Source organism: Sphingobacterium allocomposti (assembly GCF_008124885.1).
In the GTDB taxonomy this organism is placed as follows: Bacteria; Bacteroidota; Bacteroidia; order Sphingobacteriales; family Sphingobacteriaceae; genus Sphingobacterium; species Sphingobacterium allocomposti.
This window is the reverse complement of sequence record NZ_VNHX01000009.1, coordinates 28,914-44,385: the sequence shown is the minus strand read 5'-3', so window position 1 is coordinate 44,385 and position 15,472 is coordinate 28,914. Positions and strand designations below refer to the sequence as shown.

At 50.3% G+C, this 15,472-nt stretch carries 6 protein-coding genes; all 6 read left to right on the top strand.

Going from position 1 to position 15,472, the window contains the following annotated elements; translation table 11 throughout:
* Nucleotides 1-160 precede the first annotated feature (160 nt).
* The 6 genes from BC792_RS08235 (at nt 161) to BC792_RS08210 (ending at nt 15,035) form a co-directional block, all read left to right on the top strand.
* The gene (locus BC792_RS08235; RefSeq protein WP_148908517.1) at nt 161-2,323 is read left to right on the top strand and encodes an alpha-L-rhamnosidase-related protein; all 2,163 of its coding nucleotides are present in this window, start codon (nt 161-163) and stop codon (nt 2,321-2,323) included.
* Complete coding sequence (locus BC792_RS08230) at nt 2,298-5,588, top strand: glycoside hydrolase family 2 TIM barrel-domain containing protein (protein ID WP_246154919.1); 3,291 nt, start codon at nt 2,298-2,300, stop codon at nt 5,586-5,588. Before BC792_RS08235 ends, BC792_RS08230 begins: the two co-directional genes overlap by 26 nt.
* 52 nt (nt 5,589-5,640) lie before the next feature.
* Entirely contained in the window at nt 5,641-9,033 is a 3,393-nt protein-coding gene (locus BC792_RS08225) for a glycosyl hydrolase (protein ID WP_148908516.1), read from the top strand.
* Nucleotides 9,034-9,217: 184 nt separating this feature from the next.
* Complete coding sequence (locus tag BC792_RS08220; RefSeq protein WP_148908515.1) at nt 9,218-11,239, top strand: aceric acid hydrolase; 2,022 nt, start codon at nt 9,218-9,220, stop codon at nt 11,237-11,239.
* A 9-nt stretch (nt 11,240-11,248) separates the two neighbouring features.
* Entirely contained in the window at nt 11,249-12,667 is a 1,419-nt protein-coding gene (locus BC792_RS08215; protein WP_148908514.1) for a sialate O-acetylesterase, read from the top strand.
* Between the two features lie 52 nt (nt 12,668-12,719).
* The gene (locus BC792_RS08210) at nt 12,720-15,035 is read left to right on the top strand and encodes a DUF5703 domain-containing protein (protein ID WP_148908513.1); all 2,316 of its coding nucleotides are present in this window, start codon (nt 12,720-12,722) and stop codon (nt 15,033-15,035) included.
* Nucleotides 15,036-15,472 lie beyond the last annotated feature (437 nt).

The following is a 15,472-nucleotide window of genomic DNA, read 5'->3' as shown; positions in this document are numbered from 1 at the left end:
AGTTGGCATCATGCGGAAAGTAAGAGGTGAATTTCAAGGCTAACTAGATGGTACGACCCGTGTTAAGGAAACCATTCCGCCGACCTATTTTACGAATCACTTGGGGAATTTGGCTGTACAATCTTGTCATCATCTTACTTGCCGATAGCAACACAAAGTCATGAAGAGATTTTTCGTACTTATGAGCTGCATCTGCAGCACCGTTTTGCTGTTTGCGCAGCAGAAAGCGACTTGGATTTGGTATCCGGGAGATTTTGAAGTTTGGTTGAGTAACGATATGCAAAACCGGAGAACAGAACGGGGGACATTTTTCCCACCCTTTTGGAAGATGGACAGCCATTACGTGTTGGTGGAGTTTCATAAGGAATTTGACTTGCCGGCGGCAGAAGAAATCCAGATCCACGCAGAAGGCAAGTATAATGTCAAGATCAACGGCAAAATGTTAGCCGGAATGCCAAGTCGTGTTAAACTCGACAAAGGAAAGCAAAAGATAAACATTAAAGTGTACAACCAGGCACAGGTGCCGGCCTTGTATGTCCAAGGTAAGAACGTGTATACCGATAAAACCTGGTTAGCGACCTTCGAAGATAAGGAATGGATCGACGAAACCGGGAAAGCTTCCGACCAGTCGGGGACAACGTATGTGCATGCAGGGTATTGGAATTTTAACGAAGCAGCACAAGCCCCATCTGAGTTCCGTCTTCCGACAAGGCCGCAGGAGGCTGTACAGCAACAAGCACAAGGAAAAGGCACGCTGATCGATTTCGGTAAGAACACTTTCGGTTTTCTTACGTTGCATCAATTGAAAGGCCGGGGGAAACTGCATATCTACTACGGCGAGTCCAGAGAGGAGGCGCTGGCGACCCAGACCTGCGAAACGCTAGATATCCTGGACGTGCAGCTGCAGAACGCCAACGACACGACGCTAGATCTATCCAAGGCGTTTCGTTTTGTGTACATAGAGCCCGACGGACAGGTGCAATTTGAAAAGGTATCCATGCAATATGAGTATCTTCCTGTCCCCGATCGGGGCACCTTTAAAAGCTCGGACGAGGAACTCAATAAGATCTGGGAGGTGGCCAAGTATACAATGGAACTTACCTCCCGTGAATTCTATATCGATGGCATAAAACGGGATCGGTGGATCTGGAGTGGCGATGCATACCAATCGTACGCGATGAACTACTACCTTGGTTTTGATGCCGAAACCGTGAAGCGGACAATCCTGGCGTTACGGGGAAAAGAACCAACCGTCAGCCATATCAATACCATTATGGACTATACGTTCTACTGGTTTCTAAGTATATACGACTATTATCAGTATACCGGCGATAAAGAATTCATTGCGGCCATTTATCCGCGGATGCGGTCCCTCATGCAATTCTGCTTGGACAGGCGGAATGCAGATGGGCTGATGCAAGGGCTTGCGGGCGACTGGGTGTTTATTGATTGGGCCGAAGGATTAAGCAAGCAAGGGGAAGTCAGCTTCGAACAACTACTACTATGCCGAAGTTTGGAAACTATGGCATTATGCGCAGACCTACTGCGCTTGCCAGACGACAAGCATACATACGCCGCCGAGGCAAGTGCGCTGAAAAAAAAGTTGTTCGATTATTATTGGAACACGAAGCAGGGGGCCTTTGCCCACAGCCGCATCGACGGGAAGCGAACCGAAAATATCACCCGATATACCAATATGTTTGCTATTTTCTTTGATTATCTGTCCGCAGAACAGCAGCAAAGCGTAAAGGACAACGTGCTGCTAAACGACAACATACAGAAAATCGTAACCCCCTATATGCGCTACTACGAGTTGGAAGCGATGTGCGCCTTAGGTGAGAAAGACTACGTGATGAAGGAGATGAAAAATTATTGGGGAGGTATGTTGAAACTGGGAGCGACCACCTTCTGGGAGGAGTACAACCCGTCCAAACACGGTGCAGATCATTATGCCATGTACGGGCGCGAGTTCGGAAAGAGCTTATGTCACTCTTGGGGAGCAAGTCCTATCTACCTATTGGGAAAATATTACCTGGGCGTTAAACCGACTAAAGCGGGCTATGAACAGTATGAAATCGAACCCTACCTGGCGTCTTTGTCCTGGATGGAAGGAAAGGTGCCGACCCCCGAAGGGGAAATCGAGCTGTATGTTTCAAAATCAAAAATTAAAGTCAGCTCGCCGGTGGGGCAGGGGACACTGAAAATAAAAAGCACCAAGAAACCCCGCGTGAACCGGGGCGAAATAAGACAGGTGGACAAAAATAGCTATACGTTGGAGTTAGAAAAAGGGGTTAACTATGAAGTGGAGTATGCAGGTGTGTAGTAAAATTGGTGTGCGGGCATGCTTGCTGGGACTGATCCTATCGGGAATTGGAGCCGCGCAGGGACAGACGGTGGACGGAAAGCCGGCTGTGATTCCACCCATTCCGGACGGAAAAATTGCGTCGGCCTGGGAAAATCCTATGGTCACCTCTATTAACCGGGAACCTGCGCGGGCAACAGGCTATTCGTATGGATCGATAGAGGCCGCTTTAATGAACGACCGGCAGTCGAACAACCGGTTGTTGTTTCTTAACGGGGAATGGGATTTTAAATTTGCGTTCAAACCGGCGGATGCTCCGAAGGATTTTCATATGTCCGACGTTCAGGGATGGGAGAAAATACAGGTGCCTTCTAACTGGGAGATGAAAGGCTATGATATCCCGATCTATCGCTCTGCCGTATATCCGTTTCAGCCGATCGACCCACCGCGTATCCCCACAGACTATAATGCCGTAGGATCTTACCAACGGTCGTTCGAGTTGCCACAGGACTGGGATGGCATGAACGTGACTTTGCATTTCGGAGGTGTCTCGTCTGCTTATCATCTGTGGATCAATGATAGCTACGCAGGCTACGCGGAAGATTCTTGCCTTCCTTCTGAATTTAATATTACCCCCTATTTGAAGAGGGGAAAAAATAGAATATCCGTGCAGGTGATCCGGTGGAGTGATGCATCCTACCTGGAGGATCAAGACCATTGGCGGCTGAGCGGCATACATCGCGAGGTGTTTCTGATGGCCGAGCCTAAAGTGCGTATTGCTGACTTTCATTGGCAGGCAACACTCGACTCGGCTTATCGCGATGCGAAATTTTCCCTGCGTCCTAAGATTGACAATTTTTCAGGAGATAGCATCGCAGGCTTCGTCGTTAAGGCACAATTGTACGATGAAGACAATAAGCCGGTATGGAAGCAGGAACTGCAACGGGATGCCGATGAGATCTTCAACGAAATCTATCCGCGGCTGGACAACGTAAAGTTTGGTTTGCTCGAAGGCCAGGTAGCTAATCCTAAAAAATGGTCGCCCGAAGAACCGAACTTATATCGGTTGGTGGTTAGTCTCTACGATAAAAGTAATCGTTTGCTGGAGGCTAAGACCTGTCACGTCGGCTTCCGCAGCATAGCATTTTCAAAGGAGACGGGTAAGCTGCTGATCAACGGAAAGACGACTTATTTATATGGCGTAAATCGGCATGATCACCACCCTGAGCGGGGTAAGGCGCTGACACGTGAAGATATGGAGGCGGACATCCGGCAGATTAAGCAGTTCAATTTTAACGCTATCCGTACCTCACACTACCCGAACGACCCCTATATCTACGAACTATGTGATCGCTATGGCATCATGGTGATGGACGAAGCAAATATGGAATCGCACGGCCTAGGAGGCAAGCTAATGAACGACCCGACATGGCTGGCTGCCCACATGGAACGGGTGACGCGTATGGTAGAACGGGATAAAAACCATCCATCGATTATTATATGGTCATTGGGAAATGAGTCGGGGAGAGGGCCTACTACCGCAGCGATGGCGGCCTGGATTCACGACTTCGATATCACGCGGCCGGTGCACTACGAACCCGCAATGGGGAGCCACCAGCTGCCCGGCTATATCGATCCTTCTGACCCCCGATATCCTAAATCAAACGATCACGCACACCGACTGCAAAATATACAGGATCAATATTACGTCGATATGGTCTCCCGGTTTTATCCGGGAATCTTCACCCCGGAATTGCTCCTGAACCAGGAAAATGGCGACAAGCGCCCGATTCTTTTCGTGGAGTATTCACATTCGATGGGTAACTCCACCGGAAACATCAAGGACTTCTGGGATATCTTCCGTTCGCATCCCCGGCTGATTGGCGGATTTATCTGGGACTACAAGGACCAGGCGCTTGTCCGTCAGGACAGCCTGTACGGGAAGGTCCTTGCTTATGGAGGAGACTTCGGAGAGAAGATCCACAACGGCTCCTTCGCATTGAACGGGATTGTCGATGCGTGGAATCGCCCCAAGGCAGCAATGCTTGAAAACAAACGTATTTATCAGCCAGCAGAAGTAACGTTACTGGCAATGGACGATGCGCGGGTACGCATAAAGAACAGGTCGGCGTTGCTCAATTTAAATCACTATGACGCCGTATTGATCCTCCAGGAAGACGGAAGACCCGTGAAGGAAGTGCAGCTTCCGGCAATCAGCCTAAACGCGGGAGACTCTCTTGAGTTGTCCTTAGGTGCTGCAGTACCAATCAAACGAAAGGCCGGTAAAGAATATCAGCTGAACCTGCAGTTCCGCTTGCGTGAAGCAACACCGTGGGCGCCGGAAGGTTTCGTGGTCTCGTCTTCACAGGTACGCTGGCAGGAGGGCTCGTCATGGATAGCGGAAGCTCCAAGCGCAGGGGGCAAGGTTGCACTCGGGGAGCAAGATACAACATATCAAGTTGTAGGTAAAGACTTCCGTGCCGTATTTAGTAAGAAGACAGGCGCATTGCAGCACTATACTTACAAAAATCAGGTCATCGTAAACGGTCCATTGCTACCGAACTTTACCCGTCCGGCAACGGATAACGACCGCCGTGGTTGGAAACCTCAGCTAAAGCTGAAATACTGGTATAATATCCCGACGCCGCGGGAAGTAGAAGCCAGACAACTAGAGGGAGCCGTGCAGGTGCAGGCTGAGTATGCGCTACCGGCAGACTCGGCCGTGGTACAGGTCCGCTATCTGGTAAATGGATCCGGCACCATTACCGTTGACTACAACCTCCACGTACAGCCAGGACTGCCGAATATACCGAAGGTGGGCATGCAGATGGGGATCAATCCCTCGTTTGAGCAGATCCGATACTATGGCCTCGGACCGATGGAGAACTATCCCGATAGAGCCTACGGATTTGATCTCGGCGTGTATGAAGACAACATCGACGCGATGCTGCAGGATTACCTCTATCCGCAGGAAACAGGAAACCGCATGGACGTCCGTTGGTACCGTTTGCAAAATGCCGATTACGGTCTGCTGGTGGAAGGCGGGCAGCCGCTGTATATGAGTGCGTGGCCATACGCACAGCAGCAGATCAGCTCGACTAAACATTGGTATAAGCTAAAAAAAGAGGATAGAATCACGCTAAATGTAGACTTCAGGCAGATGGGAATAGGGGGGAATGACACGTGGACGGACGTCTCACAGCCGCTCGAAAAATACCAGATACCGGCTAGAAATTACCAGTATTCGTTCCGCCTGACACCTTATGCGGTGAACAAAAATAAATAGATTAGACAGCCGTGAACGTTGTAAAGATACGTTTACCAGCAAAATATGTACGATGCAAAACAGACTCTATATCATATTGATACTGGCTTTGGGATGGATGACATCCCTTGGCCAGATAAAAGGGATACCGACCTCGCTGGTCGCCTTGGATCAACGGTCCTACGTGGAAGCCAAACCGTGGGTTGTCTGGTATTTTATGCATGCGAGCTATTCGAAAGAGGGTATTAAAGCTGATCTGGAAGCCATGGCTGCGAATAATATCGCAGGTGCCTATTTCACGCCCATTAAGGCTAAGAAAGATCCCCCGTTGTTTGAGCCAGCTGTGGAAACCATGACGCCGGCGTGGTGGGAGATGTTCCGCTACCTGGTTGGAGAAGCTAAAAAGTACAATATTCAGATCGCGCTATTTCCTAACGATGGGTTTGCGACGGCGGGCGGTCCGTGGATTAAACCGGAGCAGTCCATGAAGAAAGTCGTAGCGGCAGACACGACAGTGATCATCCGAAAGAAAGGAAAGCGCAGGGTCCAGTTGCCACAACCTGAACGGAATGCCGGATATTACGAAGATATTCAGCTATTCGCCGTACCGGTGCAAAAAGAATTTCAGACCAGCCATACCAGCAGGCCCGTGGTGAGCAGCAGCTACGGAGAAGATCTGCAGCGTTTGGCCGAAAAGCATAATAAGCAGGCCTTTGCCACCTCGCAGCCCGGATGGATTCAGTACACCTTTTCGGAGCCATTCTCTGCCAACGCATTGAAGATCGAGTGGAACGCATCCAACTATCAGGCGAACCGCCTGAAGGTGTTGGTCAGCGAGGACGGAACGAACTTCAGGGAGCTCACGCAACTGAAGTCGCCGCGCATGGGCTGGCTCGACTGGGATAACGGCGTAACACATACCATTCCATATACCACCGCAAAGGTTTTTCGATTTGTCTACGACCCTGACGGATCCGAGCCGGGGGCGGAGGATCTGGATTTTGCTAAATGGAAGCCCTCCCTGAAGTTGTTGGGTATCACCTTGTTCGAAGAGCCACGCATCAACCAATATGAGGGGAAGACCGGCGAAATATGGCGGGTGTCCTTGCCGACCGACGAGTCTTGGATATATACGTCGAATATCATCAGAAGGGAGCAGCTCCGCAGTTTGCCTAAACCATCGCCAGAAGGCCGTGTCGAAGTTGACCTTCCGAAGGGGATATGGAAGATCATACGCATTGGGCATACAAGTACGGGACATAAAAATGAAACGGCTGGTGCGGCAAAGGGGTTGGAGTGTGATAAGCTGGACGCCGATGCCATGGCCTTCCAATTTGAACAGTGGTACGGAAGAGCAAAGCAGATGGTGGATCCCGCTGTCTCTGACGACGTCCTCACGGTGTACCACATCGATTCCTGGGAGTCGGGAAGTCAAAATTGGACGAAGCATATGCCGACCGAGTTCCGGGCGCGGCGTGGATACGCGCTCGATCGGTTCTTACCGGTATTGGCAGGGTATGTCGTCGATAATGCATCGACGTCGGAGGCTTTTCTGCACGACTATAGGCAGACCATCGCAGAGCTTTTGGAAGAAAAGGGCTTCCAAACGCTGCGCAACATGGCAGACAAATACAGGGTGAAGTTTACTGCAGAAGCTACGGCTCCTGTGATGACCGGCGATGGGCTGTCGCATTTCCGCTTTACGGATCGTACCATGGGTGAGTTTTGGTTTAGAAGCCCATCGCACGACAAGCCAAACGACATCCTCGACGCAATTTCCGGCGGACATATATATGGTAAGAATATCGTTATGTCGGAAGCATTTACACAGATCCGCATGCAGTGGGACGAACATCCCCGTTTGTTAAAACCTGTACAGGATCGCAACTATGCTTTAGGCGTAAACAACCTAGCCTACCACGTGTATGTACACAATCCGTGGATGGATCGTAAGCCGGGGATGACCTTAGACGGTATCGGTCTTTATTTTCAGCGGGATCAGATCTGGTGGAAACCAGGTAAAGCATGGATAGATTATGCTATTCGCACGCAGCAGTTGCTGCAACACGGAAAACCGGTCCGTGATATAGCCGTATTTATTGGCGAAGAGGTTCCGCGAAGATCCGTGCTGCCAGACCGCTTAGTGCAGACCTTACCGGGAATTATCGGGGAGGAGCGTGTCTATAGGACGGATTCCCTGCTACGTAATGTGGGGCAGCCGCTGCAAAAAATAGCGTCGGTGACAACGTCGGCCAATATGTACGATCCTGCAGAATGGATAGATCCCCTACAAGGTTATGCATACGATTCCTTCAATCCGCAGGCGTTGCTATCACACGCTAAGGTAGTTGATGGAAAGGTCGTGTTTTCCGATCATATTGCATACAGCGTGTTAGTGGTGCCGGGACGCCACCTGCTTAATCCGAATGCGGACGCGTTTTCGTTGCCTGTTTTACGACGTTTTGCCTCCTTGATTGAGGACGGTGCAACTGTTCTTTTTCAAGATGTACCGAAAAAGCAGTTGGGCATCGTTTCTGCAGCAGATTCATCGGCATTCCAGTCGATACTGACCAGGATGTTCGGCAACCTGCAAACGCGGGAGGGACTGCAATATAAGGCTCTAGGAAGGGGCAAGGTTTACGTGGGAGCTTATAAAAGGGGCGACTTCCGTACATGGGGTGTAGACAAAGATGTGGTCGTAGACGGGGGACGCAACACCTATCTGGCATGGAATCACCGGCGGTTTAAGGGCGGGGAGAGCTATTTCATCGCGAATCAGGACAGCGTAGCCCATAGCCCCCGAATTTCATTCCGCGATACGGCACCTTTTGTATATGTGTACGATGCCGTGACCGATAAACTCGCACCGTTGGCTTCGGAAGAAAGGAATAACCGCACTGAAGTACGCCTGGACCTGGATGCTTACGCTTCATGCTTCGTACTATTCAGCGAGAAAAATCTGGAGCTGCCGGCATGGAAGGAGTCGACGGCGTCCCTGTCGACAGGACCGTGGACCGTGCAGCTGGAAGGAATCGCGCACAGCTCTATCACACAGTCTCGGCCCGACTTTTGGACCAATATGACGGACGATGCGTTACGTTACCATTCCGGTACGGGAGACTACACCACGACGGTGCAGCTGCAGGAACCTGTGGCGGGGAGACGGCTAGCTCTTCGCTTAGCGGAAGTAGAAAGCCTTGCAGAGGTCATCGTCAACGGGCAGACAGCCGGTGTCATATGGACCAAGCCGTACGAGCTTGATGTGACGGACTATGTAAAACAAGGAACGAACACGGTGAAAATAAAAGTATATAACACATGGGGAAACCGGTTTGGCTATGAAGTACGGCAGAATCCCGTGCAAAAATATGTGCAGACCACTGCAACACCAAAGTTTCTGAAGGATTTGCAGCCAGCGGGATTGAAGGGTGATGTACAATGGGTGTGGTATAGCACGTCGGAATGACGTATTTCTGTAGGAATAGCACGGGGAACCGCATGGAACTTAGTACGTGCAAGCAACTCATCCCGAAGGGATGACATATCTATAACCGTTATACGCGACCCCAACGGGGTCGAATACAAAAAGACAACAAATAAAGAAGATTCCGGATCCAATTTTCTGGTTGCATCGGAAAAAAAATTGAACAATGAACAACTATAGAAAAATAATGACCTTATCGTTGGGCTTCATTGCTTTGGCGGCCGGTGCATGGGCACAGCAAAAAGCAATTACCAATACCGGTGAAAGCCCGTTTGCCGTGCAAAAGGCAGTGAACATGGGCGACGTGTCCTGGACCAAAGGCTTTTGGGCAGAACGGACATCCACGTGCTACGAGCGCATGGTACCCAACCTGTGGGATATCTATACGGATGCCGAAATCAGCCATGCGTACCGTAACTTTGAGATTGCTGCCGGTTTACAGCAAGGCGAACATAAAGGACCTTCGTTCCATGACGGCGACTTTTATAAAACATTAGAAGCAGTCTGTGCGCTCTACGCCCAGACGAAAGACGCTCAGTTGCTACAAATGATCGATGAGGTCATCCCCGTTATTGCTAAAGCACAGCGTGCCGACGGGTACATCTATACGAAAGCAACCATTGACCAACGCAACTCGGGGCAAAATATCGAATTTCAGGACCGGCTGAGCTTTGAGTCATATAATATCGGGCACTTGATGACGGCCGCGTGTATTCATCATCGCGTAACCGGAAAGTCAGACTTGTTGCGCATTGCTACCAAAGCAGCCGATTACCTTTACGGGTTTTACAAAAAGTCCAATCCCACGCTTGCCCGCAATGCAATCTGCCCGTCTCATTATATGGGTACCATCGAACTTTACCGCACAACAAGGAATCCGAAGTACCTGGAGCTCGCCAAGCATCTGATCGATATCAAAGGCGAGATTGAAGACGGTACCGACGACAACCAAGATAGGGTGCCCTTCCGCAAACAAAATAAGGCTATGGGACATGCGGTGCGCGCGAGCTACCTGTATGCCGGCGTCGCCGACTTATGTGCGGAGCTGCAAGATACAACGCTGAGCAATAGGCTGTTCGCTATCTGGGAGGATGTCGTGCGGCATAAAATGTACATCACCGGCGGGTTAGGTGCACTATACGATGGCACGTCTCCCGACGGAACATCCTACGATCCAGCGGAGGTGCAGAAGGTTCATCAGGCTTTTGGTCGCGACTACCAGCTGCCTAACCTAACTGCGCATAACGAGACTTGCGCGAACATCGGCAATATGCTGTGGAACTGGAGAATGACAAATTTTACGGGAGATGCAAAGTACATGGATGTGTTGGAGCTCGCCCTTTACAACAGCGTGTTATCCGGCATTAGTCTTGACGGCGACAAATTCCTATATACAAATCCGCTCAGCTATTCTTCAAAGCTTCCGTTCCAGCAACGCTGGTCAAAAAAGCGGGTGCCTTATATCTCTTTGTCCAACTGCTGTCCTCCGAACGTGGTACGGACAATTGCGGAGGTGGCGGCATATGCCTACGGCCTTTCCGACGATGCCGTGTGGGTTAACCTCTACGGAGGGAATGTGCTGCAAACAACATACAAAGGAAATCCGATCAGCATAAAGCAGGAATCGAACTATCCATGGGACGGCGACGCCACCTTCCTGATCGAAGAGTTGCCGAAAGGGTATGCGCTTAAGCTGCGTATACCTGCATGGGCAGAAACGGCTGAGATTAGGAAGAACAACGAAAAAGTGGCTTTTTCAAAGGAGAAAGGCTATGCTATCTTGAAGGGGGATTTTAAAAAGGGAGATCGTATTCATTTACGCCTGCCCATGGCGGTGCGTTTTATGGAAGCCAACCCATTAGTGGAAGAAACACGCAATCAGGTTGCCGTCATGCGTGGTCCTGTTGTATATTGTCTGGAGCAAGCCGACGTCAAGCAAACCGTAGATATTTTCGACTTACAGATCAGTCATCAGGATACCTTCGTGCCAACACATGAGTCCGTATTGGGGCAAGATATCGTATTTTTGAAAGGACAGGCTTATACGGACGGGAAGCAAAGTTGGAGCACCCTGTACCGCCCGATGGGTGAAACGAAAAAACAGACGGTTCCTGTTCGACTCGTTCCGTATTTCGCGTGGGGTAACCGCACGTTTGGCGATATGGCCGTTTGGTTAGGAAAAAATTAGAAGAAAAAGATGAAACAGTTAATGACGTTTCTGTTGCTCCTGTTCGCCGCTGGTTTACGTGGCGAGGTGAAGCTGTCGGCTATTTTTACGGATGGGATGGTCTTACAGCAACAAAAGTCTGTTCCCTTATGGGGGTGGGCAGACCCGAACGCGGTGGTACAGCTGAGAACGTCCTGGGATAACAGGATGTATGAAGGAAAAGCCGACAAAGCGGGCAACTGGCGTGTATACGTGGAAACGCCGGCCGCCGGGGGGCCTTATGTAATTCTTGTATCGGAGGGCAATACCATACAGCTGCAAGATGTGTTGATCGGAGAGGTATGGCTTTGTTCAGGGCAGTCTAATATGGAGATGCCAATGAAGGGATACCCCGGGCAGCCTATTGCGGGTAGTACGGAGGCGATTCTAGAGAGTACGGACGCCCAGCTGCGGCTGTATACCGTTCCACGTAACCCTTCCGTTAAGCCTGCTCAAGATAGTAAGCCTTCGATATGGAAAACTGCAACGCCCGAGACGGTGGCCAATTTTAGTGCGACGGCCTATTTTTTTGGACGGAGATTGCGCAAGGTGCTGAACGTGCCCGTGGGGCTTATCCATAGTAGCTATGGTGGCTCCAACGTGGAGACGTGGATGGATGCTGCGTGGTTGGCCGACCAAAAAGATACAGAAATTCCCCAACAGGAGGAGGGCTTAAAAGATAAAAATAGAATACCCACGATGCTCTACAATGGGATGCTCCATCCGATCATTGGGTATGGCATCAAGGGGATCATCTGGTATCAGGGAGAATCGAATTACGAACGCCCCGACGCGTACGAAATCCTATTTCCACGGATGGTGACCAACCTTCGTAAGCAGTGGGGAGAGGAGCAGCTGCCTTTTTACTTCACACAGATTGCCCCATTCGACTATGCTGCTTTACCTCCCTATCATGTCGGCGGGAAATACAATTCGGCTTTCCTTCGGGACGCGCAACGGAAGTCGCTGGCCAAACTAAACAACAGCGGTATGGCTGTTACGTTAGATCTTGGTGAGAAAGACTGCATACACCCTTCCCGCAAGCGGGAAGGAGCCGAGCGGTTAGCACTTTTGGCTTTAGGGGATGCTTACGGCATGCAAGCGTTAAACTATAGAAGTCCGTTATACGACAGTTTGGAAATCAAAGGCAGTACGGCAATCGTTCGGTTTACCGATGCGCCGTTGGGCTTAACCTCTTTCGGTAAGAGCCTGCAGGCTTTTGAAATCGCCGGCGGGGATAAGATTTTTTATCCAGCAACGGCTGTCGTGCAGGGTAAGACCGTCGTGGTGTCCTCCCCCCGTGTGGCCGCTCCGGTTGCTGTGCGCTATGCTTTTAAAGATTTCGTGGTAGGCGATCTGTTTGGCGTCAACGGGTTGCCCGTGGGCTCATTCCGTACGGACAGTTGGTAACCGGCGCAGACTATCTAAAAACATGTAACAGTACTCGGAAGCGTAAGAAAGAATGAAACGATATATACTTGTGTTGGCTTTTTGTCTCAACGTGTGCGTTGTTTTCGCACAGGACTTTTCCTGGAAAGATTATAACGTGTTATGGACAGCACCCAGTAAAAGCTCTGCGGAATCAATGCCGGTTGGCGGCGGAGATATTGGGCTGAACGTGTGGGTAGAAAATGGGGATATTCTTTTTTATCTGGGGAAGAGTGGTGCATTCGACGAAAACAATACCTTGTTAAAACTCGGTCGTGTGCGGCTTACGCTGTCGCCCAATCCATTTGAAGGCAGGGATTTCCGGCAGGAGCTACAGTTGGATAAAGGACATATTGTGCTTGAAGGACAGCATCGCGATGTTAAGGCGAAGGTATTGGTGTGGGTGGATGTACATACGCCCAATGTGCATGTGGAAGTCGAAGCAAATAAGAAAATAAGCATGGAGGCTAGCTACGAAAGCTGGCGCTACAAGGACTTATACCCACAAAAGAAAGAAAATAACGCCAATTCCTGGAAGTGGGCGCCTCCGCATCGGGTCGTGACGCATAAGGATAGCATTCGAGCGGCAGATAATGCGATTGTTTTTTACCATAAAAACCGCGATACCACGGCTTTTGATATCGTCGTCCGCCAGCAGCAGCTGACAGGGGTGAAAGACTCTTTATATAATCCTCTGGCGGGGTTGATCTCCGGAGGGCTTATGCAGGGAGATGCGCTAGCGTTTGTGGAACAGCGCGAGGGCCGTTATGCGGATACGGATTTTCGGGCGTGGGTATTAAGAAGCCGGCACCCGCGTAAAACGCATCATGTACAAGTGACGCTGCTTGCTCAACAAACGGACGGCCTGGCGGAGTGGGTGGAGCGGATCAATCGATTAGCGGGCGCGGAGCGGCCCTTAGCTGTGCGGAAAAAACGAACGGAGGCCTGGTGGCGCGCATTTTGGGAACGGAGCTACATCGCTATCCTTCCGCAAAATCAAGATAAGGAAGAGGAAGCGTGGCGTATCGGGCGGAATTATCAGCTCTTTCGCTACATGCTGGCGTGTAATGCCTATGGGGAGTACCCGACGAAGTTTAATGGAGGGCTGTTCACCTATGATCCGTCCGGAGTAGATAGTACATTCACCTTCACGCCGGATTTTCGGAATTGGGGAGGAGGCACACATACCGCGCAAAATCAGCGGTTGGTATATTGGCCAATGCTGAAGAGCGGGGACTTTGACATGATGCCTGCGCAATTCAAATTTTATCAGCGGCTGCAGCGGAACGCCGAATGGCGATCTAAGGTGTATTGGGGGCACGATGGCGCTAGTTTTACGGAACAGCTCGAAAATTTTGGCCTGCCTAATCCGGCCGAGTACAATTGGAAGCGCCCCAAGGACTATGATGCGGGGCTGGAATATAATGCGTGGCTCGAATACCAGTGGGATACGGTGCTGGAGTTTTGTATGATGATGCTGGAAACGCAGAATTACGGCGGGAAAGAGGTGCAGACGTATATCCCATTTATAGAAAGTTGCCTGCGTTTTTTTGATGAACATTATCAGTATCGGGCACGGCAATCGGGAAGCAAAGTGTTGGATCAGCAGGGACATTTAATATTTTATCCCGGCTCTTCTGCGGAGACCTATAAAATGGCTTATAATGCATCAACGACGGTAGCAGCGCTCCAGGAGGTGACCAAACGTATGCTGTCGCTAACGGAGGTGAAGCGGGATACATCACTATCTGCCTATCTCACCGGTTTTCAAAAACGTATCCCTCCTCTGCCCACGCGGGAAATCGACGGCAAGAAGGTGTTAGCACCCGCCCAACTATGGGCCCGCCTCAACAATACGGAAGCGCCTCAACTCTATCCCGTATTTCCCTGGGGTATATACGGCGTCGGAAAGGCGGAGCTGGAGGTCGCTCGAAATACCTATTGGCTGGACCCGGATCTGCTGAAATTCCGAAGTCATGTAGGATGGAAACAAGACAACATCTTTGCGGCCCGTTTAGGGCTGACAGATGAAGCAAAGCGGCTCACCCTGCTGAAGCTGGGCGACGCGCCGCGGCGGTTTCCAACATTCTGGGGGCCGGGATTCGATTGGGTACCAGATCACAATTGGGGCGGATCTGGAATGATCGGTTTGCAGGAGATGCTTCTTCAAACCGCGGATGATAAAATTTATCTCTTTCCCGCATGGCCTCGGGAGTGGGATGTGGACTTCAAGCTGCATGCGCCTCAACAGACGACAGTGCAGGGGAAATTGCGCGGGGGGAAATTAGTTGACCTGCACGTGGTACCCGCTGCGCGTCGCGAAGATGTGGTCAATCTGCTTGATAAGTAAATCAAGCGGCATCCTTTGGTATCAATGCGGAAGTAATCCGTTGAGGATTATTTCGCTTTCGGGAAGCATTTTCTATACGACCCCTTCAGGGTCGAATATTATTTAGATCGATTTATCTATAGACATGTAATCCCTCTGGGATTATTCTTTAATAAATTCCCTGACCCCTTCAGGGTCATATATCTATAACACAAGGCGTTTTTTATACGACCCCTTCAGGGTCGAATATTATTTCGGTCGATTTATCTATAGACATGTAATCCCTTCGGGATTATTGTTTAACAAATTCCCTGACCCCTTCAGGGTCACATACCTATAGCACAAAGCGTTTTTCTATACGACCCCTTCAGGGTCGAATATTATTTCGGTCGATTTATCTATAGACATGTAATCCCTTCGGGATTATTGTTTAACAAATTCCCTGACCCCTTCAGGGT